Origin of the sequence: Sulfitobacter guttiformis (assembly GCF_003610455.1) — a bacterium.
Taxonomy (GTDB): Bacteria; Pseudomonadota; Alphaproteobacteria; order Rhodobacterales; family Rhodobacteraceae; genus Sulfitobacter; species Sulfitobacter guttiformis.
In genome coordinates, this window is sequence record NZ_RAQK01000002.1 from 389,216 (window position 1) to 405,271 (window position 16,056).

The window sequence follows — 16,056 nt, forward strand, 5'->3', positions numbered from 1 at the left end:
CAAAAAGCCTCATTTAATAAAATTACCTTTGAGCAGGTAGGCAGGCAGTGAACAGGCAATCGCCCCCTCCGGGCGTTCCCCTCTCTGACGAAGATGCGATATTTCTATCGCCTTTCCGCTCATGTTGCGCGCTTGCGCAGGGTTTGGTGTATTGAGAAGGGCTATTTCTATGCTGTCTGCAATGTCTTCACGCGTTGTCATGACCTATGGGTCATTCGATCTCTTCCATCAAGGGCATGCACGATTGCTACAACGGCTGTCTATGCTGGGCAGCGAGTTGATCGTGGGGTGCTCGACGGATGCGTATAACGCCAAAATGGGCGTACCTGCGATCACCCCCTATGCGCAGCGCCGCCTGATGTTGGAAAGTTGCCGTTTTGTGAGCCGCGTTATTGCAGAACAAGAATGGGACCAGAAGTACGCGGACATCATCAATTATAATGTGTCCGTCTTTGCGATGGGTGAAGAATGGACGGGCCAGTTTGACGCATTCGAGGATATTACCAACGTAGTTTACATCCCCCGTGCCGACATTATTGGAGAGCGTCGCCCCTTCAATGCTGTTCCACAACAAGCGCTTAGAGTTGCGTCCGCCTGATAATTGAGCGCCGCCTGACCTCTTTTTGTTTGCTACCATAGCGCGCATAGCCTAACAGATACAGCGTACCTCAAGCAGGTATCCCTTCCTGTATCGGAGCGCCTTTTGACAACCTCCCCCGACAGCTTCCGGATGGGGCGCACCGAGTTTGTTGCCCTTCTCGCGATGATGCTGGCCTCGGTCGCCTTTTCTATTGATGCGATGCTCCCCGCGCTCCCAGAGATTGGTGCCGAACTGTCACCTGATCGTCCCGAAAACGCGCCGCTGATCCTCAGTATGTTCCTGCTTGGCATGGGGGTCGGTACATTCTTCATGGGTCCGCTGTCGGATGCCTATGGGCGCAAACGTGTTGTCCTCGTGTCGAGTGGTCTTTTCATGATTGGCGCTGCCTTGGCCTGGGTCAGCCAGTCGCTCGAAATGGTTCTTGTCGGGCGGGTGTTGCAGGGCCTTGGCGCTGCGGGTCCGCGTGTGGTGTCGACCGCGATCGTACGCGACAGGTTCGCAGGCCGGCAGATGGCCCAGATCCTCTCGATCGTGATGATGATATTTGTACTGGTGCCTGCGGTCGCCCCTTTGCTGGGCTCGTTGATCATCGCATGGACCGGCTGGCGCGGTATCTTTGCTGCCTTTATAGTGTTTGCGCTGGTGTTCACCGTTTGGATGATGGTGCGCCTTCCCGAAACCCATCCACCCGAAAATCGTCGTCCTGTCCGCTTCCCGTTGCTGGTCAGCGCCGTCAAAGAGGTCGTGGCACACCCCGTTGTGCGCCTCTCGATTTTTGTGCAGATGCTCATTTCGGGCATGATATTTCTGACGCTGATGTTGGTGCAGCCGATCTATGATATCGTTTATGGGCGCGCTGACGAGTTCCCCTACTGGTTCTTTGTTGTCGCGATTGTTGCCGGTAGTGCCAGCTTGCTCAACGCTCTGCTCGTTGTGCGCTTCGGGATGTGGAAGCTGATCACCTGCGCCTTGGGCGGGCAAATTGTACTGTCGAGTGCATTCTACGCCTTTGATCTGGGGGCTGGCCCTTACGGATTTTACTTTTTTCTGCTGTGGCAGACCTGCATTTTCTTTCAGGCAGGCCTGAGCTTCGGCAATCTCAATGCCCTCGCGATGGAGCCTATGGGTCATATCGCCGGCATTGCGGCATCTGTAATAAGCGCAATTGCAACTGTCGGCGCTGTCGCTATCTCCGGCCCGATCGGAACCCAGTTCAATGGCGCCGAACGGATGCTTGTGCTTTCTGTACTGGTTCTCGCGATCCTCAGCATCGCCGCGATGTTCTTTATGGCCCGCCATATGCGCAAGATGGCGACACAGTCCTAAACAGTTCCAACGATTGGTATAGGCTGCTCTAACACCGCCTATGCCTTTGCTTGCTTCGCAGCTTTCTCTTTGGCGACAACATGCTCGGCCAGATCTTTTGCAATCGCAAAAGCTCCCTTGATCTTGTCGGTATCGGTGGCCCAGTCGCGGCGCACGACGATCTTGTTGTCTTTGACCTTTGCCAATCCGCGCTGGTCATTGATAAATTGAACCAGCCCCTCTGGTGAGGCGAACTTGTCGTTGTGAAACTGGATCGTCGCGCCCTTTGGCCCTCCATCAAGTTTGGCAATGCCTGCGCGTTTGCACATCGCTTTGATCCGCACCACCAGCAAGAGGGTGTTCACCTCTTTCGGCAGCGTTCCAAACCGGTCGATCAATTCGGCGGCGAAACCCTCAAGCTCGACCTTTTTGGTCAACTCCGACAAACGGCGGTAAAGCCCAAGGCGCACATCGAGGTCAGGCACAAAGGCTTCTGGGATGAGAACCGGCACGCCAAGATTGATCTGCGGCGCCCACTGCCCGTCATTGTCAACAACCCCTTCGAGCTGGCCCGACCGTATCTTTGCAATCGCATCCTCAAGCATAGATTGATAAAGCTCGAAGCCCACGTCCCGCATTTGTCCCGACTGCTCTTCGCCCAGCAAATTGCCCGCGCCCCGAATATCGAGATCTTGGGAGGCAAGGGTGAACCCTGCCCCCAGCGTGTCGAGGCTGCCGATAACCCGCAGCCGTTTCTCGGCCAGTGTCGTCAGCTTGGCCCGTGGTTTGGTGGTCAAATAAGCATAGGCGCGGGTTTTGGAACGGCCCACGCGGCCCCTTATCTGATAGAGTTGTGCGAGGCCAAACATATCGGCGCGGTGCACGATCATCGTGTTGGCCGTGGGAATATCGAGGCCGGATTCAACAATAGTGGTGGCCAGAAGGATGTCATAGCTGCCGTCATAAAATGCATTCATCCGGTCATCCAGCTCACCCGCCGCCATCTGGCCATGGGCTACGACATAGGTTAGCTCGGGCAGTTGGTCTTTGAGAAACGCCTCAATCTCGGCCAGATCACTGATCCGCGGCACCACATAAAATGATTGCCCGCCACGGTAATGCTCGCGCAGCAGCGCCTCGCGCAGGGTCACTGTATCGAACTCGGATACATAGGTGCGGATCGCCAGCCGGTCCACGGGCGGCGTGCCGATGATGCTCAGATCGCGCACGCCCGTCAGGCTCAGCTGCAAGGTACGCGGGATCGGTGTCGCGGTCAGGGTCAGCACGTGCACATCCGTGCGCATGGATTTCAACCGCTCCTTGTGGCTCACACCGAAATGCTGCTCTTCGTCAATAACCAGCAGGCCCAGATCCTTGAACCGGATCGTCTTGGCCAGCAATGCATGGGTGCCGATAACAATGTCGACAGTCCCTTTGGTAATGCCGTCACGCGTGGCAGTGGCGTCCTTGGCCGTGACGAACCGGCTTAACTGACGCACCTCGATGGGAAACCCGCGGAACCGCTCGGCGAAGCTTTTGTAATGCTGGCGCGCCAACAGCGTTGTAGGTGCAATCACCGCAACCTGAACACCCGACATTGCGGCCACAAAAGCAGCGCGCATCGCAACTTCGGTTTTACCAAAGCCTACATCACCGCAAATCAACCGGTCCATCGGATTGCCGCTGGTTAGATCGTCGATCACGTCACCAATCGCGGAAAGCTGATCGTCGGTTTCCTGATATGGGAACCGAGCGCTGAACGCGTCCCACATGCCGGGCGGTGGTTCCAAAACCGGCGCACGGCGCAATGCACGCTCCGCCGCGATGCGGATAAGTTTATCCGCCATCTCGCGGATGCGCTCCTTAAGACGTGCCTTTTTAGACTGCCATGCCCCGCCGCCCAGCTTGTCTAGCAGGCCTTCCTCGTGGCCATAGCGGCTCAGTAATTCGATATTTTCGACCGGCAAGTAGAGCTTCGACTGCTCGGCGTATTCCAGCACAAGACATTCATGTGCAGCACCGATTGCGGTTATGACCTCCATCCCCAGATAGCGACCCACACCGTGATCTACATGCACAACCAGATCGTTCGGCGTGAGGCTCTGGACTTCGCTGAGGAAGTTCTCGGCGCGCCGCTTGCGCTTGGGGCGGCGGATCAGGCGGTCGCCCAACACATCCTGCTCTGAAATCACCGTCAGATGGCGGTCCTTGTCAGTGGGCAGTGGCCCCTCGAACCCGTGTTCAAGTGCCCAGACCGCCAGATGCAGACCGCGTTTCCCGATCCGAGTGGCATCGCGCACATGGATTGCTTCGGACAGGCCTTCCTCCTCGATCAAGCCGGTGAGACGCTCGCGCGCGCCCTCCGAATAGCTGGCGATGAGGACCGGCCCTTTCTCAAGCTTCACTTTAACATGTGCCGCTAATGATCCGAAAAGGCTGATAGATTCCTGTTGTCGCTCCGGCGCAAAATTACGGCCGATGCGGCCGCTTGCGTCAATCACACCCATACCTGTGGGCTGAGGCAGCGGGGCAAGTTGCAGCACGCGGCGCGTGGCAACCGCTGCCTCCCAAGCAGCATCATCGAGATAGAGACCGCTTGCAGGTGCTGGCTTGTAAACGCTGTCCATTTTGGAGCGGTTGGCCATCGCGATCTTGCGGGTTTCATATTGGTCGGCAACACTGTCCCACCGCGACAGGCGCGCCGCAGTTATCTGATCATCGAGGCTGATGGTAGCATCCGGAAGGTAATCGAACAGCGTTTCAAGATGCTCATAATAGAATGCCAACCAGTGCTCGGCACCCTGATGCTTGCGTCCCGCGCTGATCGCCTCGTAGAGCGGATCATCGGTGCCTGCTGCACCGAATTCGATGCGGTAATTCTGCCGGAACCGCGTGATCGCCGCCTCGTCGAGAATAACCTCCGAAACGGGAGCAAGCTCCACCAGATCAAGCTTTTCGGTGGTCCGCTGGGTGGCGGGATCGAAACGGCGCGCACCGTCTAGGACGTCACCAAACAGATCAAGGCGGACAGGCCCCATATCACCGGGAGGATAGATGTCGATGATGCCGCCACGCACCGCGTAATCGCCCGCTTCCATCACCGTGGGGCTTTGGACAAACCCCATGCGCACCAGAAACTCGCGTAAGGCTTTCTCATCGACGCGCGTGCCGACCTGCGCGCTCCATGCAGCTGTTTTGAGTATGTCTCGAGGCGGAATACGCTGGGTCGCGGCGCCTAGCGTTGTCAGCAGGATGAACTGCGATGGCATCCCATGGACCAGACCCGCCAGCGTAGCCATCCGCGTGGCGGAGATGTCGGCATTCGGCGATACCCGGTCGTAAGGCAGACAATCCCAGCCCGGAAAAACAATTACCGGCATGTCGGGTGCGAAAAACCGCAAGGCCTCCTGCATTGCGGCCATGCGTTTGTCATCGCGGGCAATGTGCAAAAGCGGCGCGCCGGATTTACCCAGTTCCGCCAACAATAGCGCTGCGTCAAACCCTTCGGGTGCGCCCGAAAGCGTGATATGTGAGGCTGATTTCATATTTCAGGTGATGTGGCCCGCTGGCCCCTGCTGTCAACCGCCAAAAGGGCCAACATTGAGGTTCTGATACATACCCCAAAGGGCTGTCACAAAAATGGACACCATTCCGATAATCTGGGTATAGAGCCTGTGGCGCATCAGCCGCTTGCGCAAATGCTCGCCACGGGCATCTTCCTGCTGGATCAAACGCGCGGTCGAAATGCTCAGCAGTCCGACAATGGATAGCGGGAACCCCAGCAAGATTAGCGATTGCGCGAACTCATTGCCATAGACGAATCCGAGCAACCCAAGAATAGTCAGAAAGAAACACGCAAAGCCTGCGATCCACAGGCCTGACATGTTTGCGATAAACATGATCCGGTTGGTGTTTATACGGACCAGATCCTCAAGGTCCGTCTCGGTTTGGCCGCCATGGCGCTTTGCGCGCAGGACCATATCAAACGGTACACCAATGCCGTAATGGCTGGTCGTTGACCATACAACCGCCAGCACGATCCAGAACCACAGGTTCGAGAAGGATCGCATATCAATGAGCTCAAAAAGGGTTTGGTACCAATCCACAGGAAGTTCCGTTCATTTGCTTACTCTCCTTAGCGCCGGGTTCGGGTAATTCCTACCCCCAAGAGGCACTTGAGCATGGCAAAAACATGTGTCAACTTTGCATGACACGTATTCAAGGACGATGACAATGCAACCGATCCAAGCGCCTTTCCCCGCAACCCGCCTCCGCCGTGTGCGCCAAAATGAGGGTATTCGCGGACTGGTCCGTGAAAACTACCTCGCTCCGGCTGATTTCATATGGCCTGTTTTCGTGCGCGGCGGTGAGGGGATTATCGAGGGAATCCCCTCGATGCCCGGTGTTATGCGCCGCTCGGTCGATAAAATTGTCGAAGCTGCACAAGAGGCTTGGGATTTAGGGATCGGCGCGCTGTGCCTTTTTCCCTATACCGGCCTTGAGGAGCGGACGGAGGATTGTGCCGGCGCGTGGGACCCCGACAATCACGTGAACCGCGCCATTCGCGCAATCAAATCCGCCCTCCCCGATCTGGTGGTGATGACGGACGTGGCGCTTGATACCTATAACATCAACGGGCATGACGGCTTCGTAGTGGATGGCCAAATCATCAATGATGAAACTGTAGAAGCGCTAGTGCGGATGGCCGTCGAGCAAGCGCGGGCAGGCGCTGACATCATTGGACCCTCTGATATGATGGACGGACGCATTGCGGCAATCCGCGCAGGGCTTGAGGCGGACGGCCACCGTAACGTAATGATCCTGAGCTATGCGGCCAAATACGCCTCTGCTTTTTACGGACCCTTCCGCGATGCGGTTGGGGCGTCGGGTGCGCTGACCGGTGACAAGAAAACGTATCAGATGGATCCCGCAAACAGCGACGAGGCATTGCGCCTTGTCGCCCGTGATCTGGCCGAGGGTGCGGATATGGTTATGGTCAAACCCGGCCTTCCCTATCTCGACATCTGTCGCCGCGTGAAGGACGCATTTGGCGCGCCGACCTTTGCCTATCAGGTTTCAGGCGAATACAGCATGATCAAGGCGGCATCAGAGGCGGGCATGATCGATGAAGAGCGCGTAATGATGGAAAGCCTGATGGCATTCAAACGTGCAGGATGTGACGGAATTCTCACGTATTTTGCCCCCGCCGCTGCACGCTTGCTCAACCACAGATAATTTTCCCTGTCTGCGCCTTCACAATATTGCACCCTGTCACAACTCTGCGACTGCCCTTGTCGATCTGCACGTGATGACCATTTTCAGGTCACAACGTAACAGTATGGGATAAGGTTAATCTTATGAAAAAGTTGATATTAAGCAGTGCGGCAGCAATCGCACTTGGGTCAGGTGCATTGTTTGCACAAACCGCCGAACAGGGTGTGCGGGTAGCGCCTGGCCATTTCTGCGCGGATAATAAGTGTATGCGTTTTTCTGATGATCTCCGCTCTGTCTCTATTCAGGCGCGGGTTCCGGTATCCGTGACGCAATACGAGCTTTCGGCGAACCCCGTCATAACCCGCGAGATATATCGCGAAATTTTCATGCTCGCGCTTCGCCAGGACGGCGTCGGCGTAGACCGGTGAAACAACCCTGCGCGACCCTGTCATTCCAAGGAACGGCGGGGCCGCGCAATACCGCGTCGCGCCACGGCAGCGCAGCGACAAGCCGTTCGGAACCGAGCAAGGCACAGCATTTTTTCGCCCATACCAGCAAAGCTCATGACAAACTGCGAAACACCGCCTATAGTGGTCACTAAGCTGGACAATACCGGCGCTAGAGCAGTGTAACGAAACAGGCAGATAATATGACCCATTCAATTCTTACGCGCCGCGCATTTGCGTTCGGCGCTGTCGCCGGTACCGGCACTCTGGCCGCCTGCGGCAACGGCATCGGATCGTCGGGGTCTGGCACCATCGACGCGCGGGTGAATGCCACCCTGGACCAGATGTTCCGCGAGTATCCCAATACCCGCACTCTGGCCGATAAGGCGAACGGTATGTTGGTAATGCCACTGGTGACCGAAGCGGGCCTTGGCTTTGGCGGTGCTTATGGGCGCGGCGCGCTGCGGGTAAACAACTCGTCTGTGGACTATTATTCGGTGACCAAGGCCACGGGCGGATTACAGATCGGTGCTCAACAATATGCCCATGTTCTGTTTTTTATGACAAACGATGCGCTCAGCGATTTCCGCCGCTCACCCGGTTGGGCCGCAGGTGGCAATATCGAATATGTTATCTCGGACAAAGGCGATAGCCTGAGCGCGGATACGACAACAGTGTTGTCGCCCGTGCTTGCGGTGGTGTTCGCCCGGGCTGGTCTGCGCCTTGGCGCGACGCTGGATGGCACAAAATACACCCGCATCATTCCCTGAGCGAAAATCGGCGCCACATCTCTGTGGCGCCGCAATCTGATTACATAGCGGGGCGGATCAGCCCATTTTTCGCAGACGCTGTATCAGGCTTGATGTATCCCAGCGGCCACCGCCAAGCTTTTGCACATCCTTGTAGAACTGATCGACCAGCGCGGTGAGCGGCAGGCTCGCTCCTGTTTCGTCTGCGGTGCCCAGACAGATGCCCAGATCCTTGCGCATCCAGTCAACGGCAAACCCGTGCTCGAACTTGTCGTCGAGCATCGTCTCGTAGCGATTGGCCATTTGCCAGCTTCCAGCGGCACCTTGTGAGATTACTTCAACCACAGCGCGGCCATCAAGACCGGCTTTTTCGGCAAAATGCAGCGCTTCGGAGAGGCCCTGTACCACACCGGCGATGGCAATCTGGTTACACATCTTGGTCATCTGACCCGCGCCGCTATCGCCGATCCGGCGGCAGATTTTGGAATAGACCTCCATCACAGGCAAAGCCACAGCAAATGACGCTTCGTCGCCGCCACACATGATCGAGAGTTGAGCGTTCTCCGCACCTGCCTGCCCGCCAGATATCGGTGCATCGATAAAGTTGATGCCGAGGTCCGCTGCGGCAGAGTGCAACTCCCGCGTGACTGCCGCGGACACGGTTGTGTGATCGACAAACACTGCACCGGATGAAAGGCCTGCGAACGCACCATCCTCCCCCAAGCAGACAGACCGCAGATCATCGTCGTTGCCCACGCAGGACATGACGAATTCAGCGCCCTCAACTGCTGCGCGCGGAGTCGCGGCATATCCACCGCCATAGGTTTCTGCCCATGCTTCTGCTTTGGCCTCTGTGCGGTTATACACTGTGACGTCATGACCTGCATTTTGCAGGTGACCCGCCATCGGCGCCCCCATGACGCCCAGACCCAAAAATGCCAGCTTTGCCATTTGCTTTTCCTTGCTTTGATGTTGCGCTATTGCTGCGATTGTATCTATCACCGCAAACCTTAGGGTCAAACGCGGTGCGAACGCAAAAGGATATAAGATGGCTTTGGTTTTCCGCTGGCTGATACGGATCGCAGCGACCCTACTTGTTGTGGGCGTGGTGATCATCGCTATGGTATACTGGCTCGCCTCGCGGTCACTGCCCGATTACAATGCGCAGGTCGAGGTGCCAAACCTCGAGAACCCCGTTGAGATCGTGCGTGATAACGCCAATGTCCCTCACATTTTCGGCGAAAACGACGAGGATGTATTTTTTGGCCTCGGGTTTGCCCATGCGCAGGACCGGCTGTGGCAGATGACCACCATGCGGCGCACCGCGCAGGGCCGACTGTCAGAGGTGTTCGGTGCATCGACACTCGATGTGGACAAGCTGCTGCGCCGTTTTGATATCTACGCCCTCTCGGTTGCCTCCTTCGAGGCGCTGGATACGCCCACCCGAAATGCATTACGGGCCTATGCCGCCGGTGTGAATGCGCGTCTGGACCAGATCAATAGCGATGCTCTGGGGCGTGGTGCGCCGGAGATGTTTTTGTTCAACGCACCTATGGCCCCGTGGCGGCCCGCCGACAGTATTGCCATTGTCAAGCTGATGGGTCTTCAGTTGTCGGGCCATCTGGACGCAGAAGTAATCCGCGCGCGGACATCGCTTGCCCTGCCCGATCAGGACCGGTTGCGTGATATTTTGCCCGATGCACCGGGTGCCGGTGTTGCCGCCCTACCAGAATACGCAAGCCTGTTCCCCGAGATGCCTTTGTTTGCCGAAAACATTCCCTTTGCGCCACACCCGCTGTCGCCGTTTAAACGCACCGCTCTTGCGGGCGCATCAAATGCTTGGGCAGCCACGCCCGCGCGCTCTGCTTCGGGTGGGACCCTGCTGGCGAACGACCCGCATCTGGGGTTCACAGCGCCCTCGGTCTGGTATCTTGCGCGACTTGAGTTGCAAACAGGGGGCGTTATCGGTGCCACAATTCCCGGCATTCCTGTGATCCTCGCAGGGCGGTCCGCCGATCTGGGCTGGGGCCTTACTTCTTCGTATCTGGATGATCAGGACGTTTATGTTGAAGAGATAAACCCCGCCAACCGAGAGGAATATCGCACACCCGATGGTTTCAAACGCTTTCGCACCCGCGCCTCGATCATCAATGTGAAAGATCTTGATCCGGTCACACTCACCCTACGCTGGACAGATAATGGCCCCGTGCTGCCGGGAAGCCATTATAACCTCGCTGCCATCACACCTCCCGGTCACGTGGCGTCGGTCGCGTGGACTGTGCTGAGCCAGCGCGATACCACAATGCAGGCCGCAATGGAGCTGATGAGGGCCAAAACAGTTGCTGACGGGATTGGTGCGGCCGAAAAGTTTATTGCACCCTCGCAGAACCTCATTCTTGTAGACCGCGAGACCATCGCGATGAAAACCATTGGCGCCGCACCAAAACGCGACCCCGCACATCAAAGTCAGGGCCGTATGCCAAGCCCCGGCTGGATCGCCACCAACAGGTGGCAGGGAATGCTGCCCTACACATCCAACCCCGGATTTGTAGCGCCCGAAGGTGGCATTCTGGGCAATACAAACAACAAGATGATTTCACGAGCCTTTCCAAATCATATCTCATTTTTATGGGGTGATACCCAGCGCGTTCAACGCTGGCAGCGCCTGATGCAAAGCCGTCAGGTCCATACCCGCGACAGCTTTATTGAAGGACAGCTCGATACTGTGAGTTTTACCGCGCGCTCGCTTTTGCCGCTCATCGGGGCGGAGCTATGGTTCACCGGAGAGGCGGCACCTGCGGGTACACCCGAGGCTTTGCGCCAACGCGCCCTTGCCCTGCTCGCAGGCTGGTCTGGTGAAATGAATGAACACCTGCCGGAGCCGTTGATTTACGCAACATGGCTGCGCGCCTTGCAAGAGCGTCTCATTCAAGACGAGCTTGGCCCGCTGGCAGGTGAATTTGATCACGTCGAACCGTTGTTCATCGAGAGGGTATTCCGCGATATACAGGGGGCATCCGCGTGGTGTGACGTATTTCAGTCAGCACCAATCGAAACCTGCGCAGATATGGCTCGCCTTGCACTTGACGATGCACTTCTAACAATTTCAAATACTTACGGGACCTCGCTCGAGTCTCTACGCTGGGGCGATGTGCATCAGGCAACCCACGATCATCCTGTTTTGGGTAGTGTTCCTGTGCTGCGCTATTTCGTGAACATCCGTCAAAGCACTTCTGGCGGTGACAATACGCTGATGCGCGGTCGTACAAAAGGGACTGATCCAGACCCATTCCATAATGTCCACGGTGCAGGCTACCGTGGTGTGTATGATTTCGCCGATCCTGACAGCTCGGTCTTTGTTTCCTCCACAGGGCAATCAGGGCACTTCCTGTCACGTCACTATGACGATCTGGCACAGTTGTGGCGGCGCGGTGAATATATTCCCATGTCCCTCGATCAGGAACTCGCAAGGGCTGCCGCCGTTGGCGTTACGCGGCTGGTTCCAACTGCGCCATGAGCATCCCTCGCGTCATCATATTCAATAAGCCCTTCGGCGTCCTGTCACAGTTTACCGACAAGGGAAGCGAGGGGTCAGCACGTCCAACGCTCTCCAGGTTTATCGACGAAAAGGGTTTTTATCCCGCAGGCCGCCTTGACCGTGACAGCGAGGGGTTGATGGTGCTGACGGACCATGGTCCGCTTCAGGCGCGGATCTCTAACCCGAAATACAAGCTGGAAAAAACCTACCTAGTGATGGTCGAGGGTACACCGAACGAACAAGCGCTCGAAGCACTAAGACGCGGTGTGACCCTCAAGGACGGTATCACCCGCCCAGCCCGCGTCGAAATCAGCGCGCCTCCAGAAGACCTTTGGGAGCGCGATCCGCCTGTCCGGTTCCGTAAATCCGTGCCTGACGCCTGGCTGTCAGTGACAATATCCGAAGGTCGTAACCGGCAGGTACGCCGCATGACAGCCCATGTCGGACTGCCCACGCTGCGTCTCATCCGTCTCCAGGTCGGGAACTGGAACCTCAACCAGCTGCGTCCCGGCGCATGGCGATTTGCCTCCGCCGAAGGCGCATAATCCAAAGCTGGGTGTCAAACACCAATAGCCCGTGTCGCGGCTACGCCGATCGCAGCCGTAGCGCCAGTCACGAGCGTACCCCAAGTCAGATCCACCATCACAAGGGTCGGCGTCCAGTCCCGTAATATCGCGTAGTTGGTAAATTCGAATGTCCCATAGGACGCAGCGCCGATTAAAGCAGCAGATCCGAACACCCATAGCAGGGACTTATCTCCCTCAAGTGCCGGCCAGCCGACAAACCACATCACCACAAATATCAGGAAAGCATAGAACAGGAATGCCGGTACGACACGAAAATCCTCGATCATTAAATGACCGATATCACGGGAAAAGATTGGCTTGATCAAATAGCTCAACCCGACAAAGTCAATGATCAGAAAGGCAACGAACGAAATAAGGTATACTATAGCGTAAGACATAGAAGGGCTCCGGAAAATGGCTTCCCGTTTCTATATGGCGCAGTCGGACGCGAAATCTAGAGGCGCTGGTACGCGGCTTCCACTTCAGCAGACCAACGGACCACAACATCAAAGCCGTCGTCGGTCTGCGTCTCGCTTACCACAACATCCTGCGAAAAAAGCCAAGCGCGCTTGCGTCCTTCAGAAAATGCAAGGGAGAGCTCTGCCGTGCGCATAGCACCCTGAAGCGCATCCGCCACGGTCGTTTGCAGCAGGTCAAGCCCCTCACCGGTGATTGAGGAAATCGCCAGAACATTCTCGTCGCGCAGCGCACGCTCACGCACCGCATCAGCGGCGGCTTCGGGCAGCAGGTCAAGCTTGTTCCAGACCTCGAACATCCGCGTTTCGGATGGCACGCCAAGCGATGCAAGGATTTCACGCACATTGCGCGCCTGCTCGAAGGTTTCGGCATGGCTGATATCACGCACATGCAGGATGATATCTGCGGCCAGCACTTCCTCCAGCGTAGCGCGAAAAGCCGCGACCAGCTCGGTGGGCAGTGCCGAGATGAAGCCAACAGTATCGCTCAGGATGATTTCCGGACCATCGAGCAATTCAAGACTGCGCATGGTGGGATCAAGAGTGGCAAAAAGCATGTCCTTGACTAGAACATCGGCACCGGTCAGCCGGTTGAACAACGTGGATTTACCTGCGTTCGTATAGCCGACAAGCGCCACAATCGGGTACGGAATCTTAGCCCGTGCTGCACGGTGTAACGCACGGGTCTTGACCACTTTTTCCAACTGCCGCTTGAGGCGCACCAACTGGTCGTCAATGGCACGGCGGTCGGATTCTATCTGCGTCTCGCCGGGACCGCCAACAAAGCCAAGTCCACCGCGCTGCCGCTCAAGGTGGGTCCATGCCCGCACAAGGCGCGTGCGCTGGTAGTTGAGCGCCGCCATCTCGACCTGAAGGACCCCTTCACGGGTCGCAGCACGGTCGCTGAAAATTTCAAGAATTAAGCCTGTGCGATCAAGAAGTTTTACATCCCACGCTTTTTCGAGGTTACGCTGCTGCACCGGCGTGACGTGGCCATCAACCAATACCAGCTCTACCTCCTCGTCGTGGAGAATTTGTTTTAGTTCGGCAATCTTGCCTTTTCCGAACAGGTGACCGGCATTGAGGGTACGCAGCGGCACGATATTGGCACCAATGACCTCAATGTTCGGCAATGCTTCGGCCAAGGCGACAGCCTCGGCCAAGGCAGGAACGGCCTCACGGCGGTCATTATCGTTTTTGATGTCAGGATGCAGGACCCATGCACGCGTTTGCGCGGGGCCGTCCGTCTCGTCGATCTGGAACTCTGGCTTGCTCAAGAAGCGTCTTCGCCTTCATAAAGGCTGATGGGCTGGCTTGGCATAATCGTCGAAATCGCATGCTTGTACACAAGCTGGGACTGACCATCGCGGCGCAGCAAAACACAGAAATTATCAAACCAGGTGATTACACCCTGAAGCTTGACCCCGTTAATCAGGAAAATCGTAACCGGTACTTTTGTCTTGCGTACATGGTTCAGGAACGCATCCTGGAGGTTCTGTCTGTCAGACGCCATAGTTTGATCTTTCATTTTTTTCTTATCATTAGCCGCGAACGGCTCGCTACGGCATGACTATGGAGGGGACGCCCAAAAGTTTCCACCCCCAAAATCAAGCAATTGCACAGGGCCGTTACGGGCCGTGTCAGCCACGCCACAGGTCGGGCGTCAACAACGCGATGATCGCCAGCATTTCAAGGCGTCCCAGAACCATCGCACCGGCAAGAATCGCCTTGGCTGGATCACTGAGCGCCATAAGTGTTATGGGCGATTGCCCACCGACTTCAGTGAGGGGCCCTGTTGTGGACAACATCGCGATCGACAGAACAAGCGCCTCGTCAAAAGTAACGCCCACCAAGGTCAGCGCCAGCGTGACAGCAGCAAATGAAAGGGCGAAAAGCATGAAGAAAATCCACGCGATAAAAGCACCACCGGATTGCAGCCGCCGCCCCGCGACACCTGCCCCCGACACCGAATTGGGGTGCACGAGTTGCTCCATCTCGCGCATGGCATTTCGGTAGAGCGCAAACACGCGCAACAGCTTTACCCCGCCAGCGGTTGTTGCAACACCGCCCCCCACAAGCGCCAGCCCCATCAGGATAAGGCCGGGTGTGCGCAATCCAGACCAGTTCTGGGTCTCGGCCCAGTATTCTGAAACAAATCCGGTGGTCGACAGAAACGATAGTACCGTAAACAGCGACCCCCAAAGCGCCACGATTCCGCCCAGAAACGTGTCATTCCCCCCCAGCTCGAATGCCCCCAAAAAGTGACGGGCAAACAGAACGAACGGAACTAAGGCGATAATCATAAGCCCGATACGGAATTCCGGATCCGTTCGCAGCCCCCCTTGCGAGGCCGTCATTGTGTCTGAGGAGAACGTTAGCCGTGACAGCGCAAAGAGCATGAAAAGAGCGAGTATCATTTCGCCGACAACGCCGACAGGTGCCCCGTCAATGGCCGGGCCCGCAGAAATACCCGAGGTGGCCATGACCGACATCGCACGGCACAGCGCTCCCAGCGCGCTTTGCCCTGAAAAGATCAGTAAAACCCAAAGCATGAGTGTCAGACCGGCATAAAGCGGGGTCAGAGTTTGGACTGCACGCCAGATGCGCCGGTTTGGGTTAATGGGCGCATCATTATACAGGCCTGTCTCACGCCGGCCCGGTTCTGCCTGTGCTGTGACCTCGAAACCGCCAAGGTTGAGCGGTGCCAGAATGGCCACAGCTGCAACCCACATCAGCAGACCACCCATCCAGCCTACCTGCGCGCGCCAGAGATGAAGGGCAGGCCCAAGGCGTGCAGGGTCATCAAAAAGGGTAGCACCCGTCGTGGTAAGCGCGCTCAACATCTCGAAATAAGCGTTGTAGAACCGCGTCGTCGGCAAGGCTTCGACAAAGGGCACAGCGAAAAATACCGGCAAAAAAGCAAACGCACAAAACAGCGACATGAGTGGCCCCAGCGCTCCGTGTCGCGGCGCGCGGCCTGCATGTGCAATCGCGATGAGCATAAAGACTACGCACCCGAGGAGGGCTGCATAGAAAAACGCCTGACTTGTGGCGTGCCGGTCGGCAACGGCGGCATAACCTGCGGGAACGAACATCGATACGGATGCCGTGCCAAACATCAACAAAAACAGTGGTAGCTGTAAAAGTCTGTCTAAAAGGGA

15 protein-coding genes are annotated in these 16,056 nt (G+C 56.9%); 7 read left to right on the plus strand and 8 right to left on the minus strand.

Annotated elements, in window-relative coordinates:
- Positions 1 to 9: 9 nt before the first annotated feature.
- Entirely contained in the window at positions 10 to 201 is a 192-nt protein-coding gene (locus C8N30_RS19415; RefSeq protein ID WP_170151174.1) for a hypothetical protein, read from the minus strand.
- Here C8N30_RS19415 and C8N30_RS14535 point away from each other — a divergent pair.
- The gene (locus C8N30_RS14535) at positions 200 to 598 is read left to right on the plus strand and encodes an adenylyltransferase/cytidyltransferase family protein (RefSeq protein ID WP_198021474.1); all 399 of its coding nucleotides are present in this window, start codon (positions 200 to 202) and stop codon (positions 596 to 598) included. The genes C8N30_RS19415 and C8N30_RS14535 overlap by 2 nt on opposite strands.
- Before the next feature lie 105 nt (positions 599 to 703).
- Positions 704 to 1,927 (plus strand): multidrug effflux MFS transporter, encoded by a 1,224-nt coding sequence (locus C8N30_RS14540; RefSeq protein ID WP_025062067.1) that lies wholly within the window; start codon positions 704 to 706, stop codon positions 1,925 to 1,927.
- 38 nt (positions 1,928 to 1,965) lie between these two features.
- Here the strand turns inward: C8N30_RS14540 and mfd are convergent, their stop codons facing one another.
- The gene (mfd, locus tag C8N30_RS14545; RefSeq protein WP_025062066.1) at positions 1,966 to 5,451 is read right to left on the minus strand and encodes a transcription-repair coupling factor; all 3,486 of its coding nucleotides are present in this window, start codon (positions 5,449 to 5,451) and stop codon (positions 1,966 to 1,968) included.
- Between the two features lie 33 nt (positions 5,452 to 5,484).
- Complete coding sequence (locus C8N30_RS14550) at positions 5,485 to 6,012, minus strand: hypothetical protein (protein WP_025062065.1); 528 nt, start codon at positions 6,010 to 6,012, stop codon at positions 5,485 to 5,487.
- A 127-nt stretch (positions 6,013 to 6,139) separates the two neighbouring features.
- Here C8N30_RS14550 and hemB point away from each other — a divergent pair, with 127 nt between their 5' ends.
- From hemB to C8N30_RS14565, 3 genes are all read left to right on the plus strand, one after another.
- Positions 6,140 to 7,141 (plus strand): porphobilinogen synthase, encoded by a 1,002-nt coding sequence (gene hemB / locus C8N30_RS14555; RefSeq protein WP_025062064.1) that lies wholly within the window; start codon positions 6,140 to 6,142, stop codon positions 7,139 to 7,141.
- A gap of 122 nt (positions 7,142 to 7,263) precedes the next feature.
- The gene (locus tag C8N30_RS14560; protein WP_025062063.1) at positions 7,264 to 7,548 is read left to right on the plus strand and encodes a hypothetical protein; all 285 of its coding nucleotides are present in this window, start codon (positions 7,264 to 7,266) and stop codon (positions 7,546 to 7,548) included.
- A gap of 221 nt (positions 7,549 to 7,769) precedes the next feature.
- On the plus strand, positions 7,770 to 8,336 hold the full coding sequence (locus C8N30_RS14565) for a lipid-binding SYLF domain-containing protein (protein ID WP_025062062.1): 567 nt from the start codon (positions 7,770 to 7,772) through the stop codon (positions 8,334 to 8,336).
- A gap of 57 nt (positions 8,337 to 8,393) precedes the next feature.
- Here C8N30_RS14565 and C8N30_RS14570 read toward each other — a convergent pair whose 3' ends face one another.
- Positions 8,394 to 9,431 (minus strand): NAD(P)-dependent oxidoreductase, encoded by a 1,038-nt coding sequence (locus C8N30_RS14570; protein WP_084273569.1) that lies wholly within the window; start codon positions 9,429 to 9,431, stop codon positions 8,394 to 8,396.
- On the opposite strand from C8N30_RS14570, the gene C8N30_RS14575 reads away from it, so the two are divergent.
- Both C8N30_RS14575 and C8N30_RS14580 read left to right on the plus strand, forming a co-directional pair.
- Complete coding sequence (locus C8N30_RS14575; protein ID WP_025062060.1) at positions 9,364 to 11,832, plus strand: penicillin acylase family protein; 2,469 nt, start codon at positions 9,364 to 9,366, stop codon at positions 11,830 to 11,832. The two genes, C8N30_RS14570 and C8N30_RS14575, sit on opposite strands and share 68 nt — an antisense overlap.
- A gap of 2 nt (positions 11,833 to 11,834) precedes the next feature.
- Entirely contained in the window at positions 11,835 to 12,398 is a 564-nt protein-coding gene (locus C8N30_RS14580; RefSeq protein WP_025062059.1) for a pseudouridine synthase, read from the plus strand.
- Positions 12,399 to 12,412: 14 nt separating this feature from the next.
- Here C8N30_RS14580 and C8N30_RS14585 read toward each other — a convergent pair whose 3' ends face one another.
- The 4 genes from C8N30_RS14585 to C8N30_RS14600 form a co-directional block, all read right to left on the minus strand.
- Entirely contained in the window at positions 12,413 to 12,817 is a 405-nt protein-coding gene (locus C8N30_RS14585; protein ID WP_025062058.1) for a DUF2177 family protein, read from the minus strand.
- Positions 12,818 to 12,873: 56 nt separating this feature from the next.
- On the minus strand, positions 12,874 to 14,172 hold the full coding sequence (hflX, locus tag C8N30_RS14590; protein ID WP_037967867.1) for a GTPase HflX: 1,299 nt from the start codon (positions 14,170 to 14,172) through the stop codon (positions 12,874 to 12,876).
- The gene (gene hfq, locus C8N30_RS14595; RefSeq protein WP_007119530.1) at positions 14,169 to 14,408 is read right to left on the minus strand and encodes an RNA chaperone Hfq; all 240 of its coding nucleotides are present in this window, start codon (positions 14,406 to 14,408) and stop codon (positions 14,169 to 14,171) included. The genes hflX and hfq overlap by 4 nt, the downstream gene beginning before the upstream one ends.
- 127 nt (positions 14,409 to 14,535) lie before the next feature.
- Positions 14,536 to 16,014: a TrkH family potassium uptake protein gene (locus tag C8N30_RS14600; RefSeq protein WP_198021492.1), complete on the minus strand. Its 1,479-nt coding sequence runs from the start codon at positions 16,012 to 16,014 to the stop codon at positions 14,536 to 14,538.
- Positions 16,015 to 16,056 lie beyond the last annotated feature (42 nt).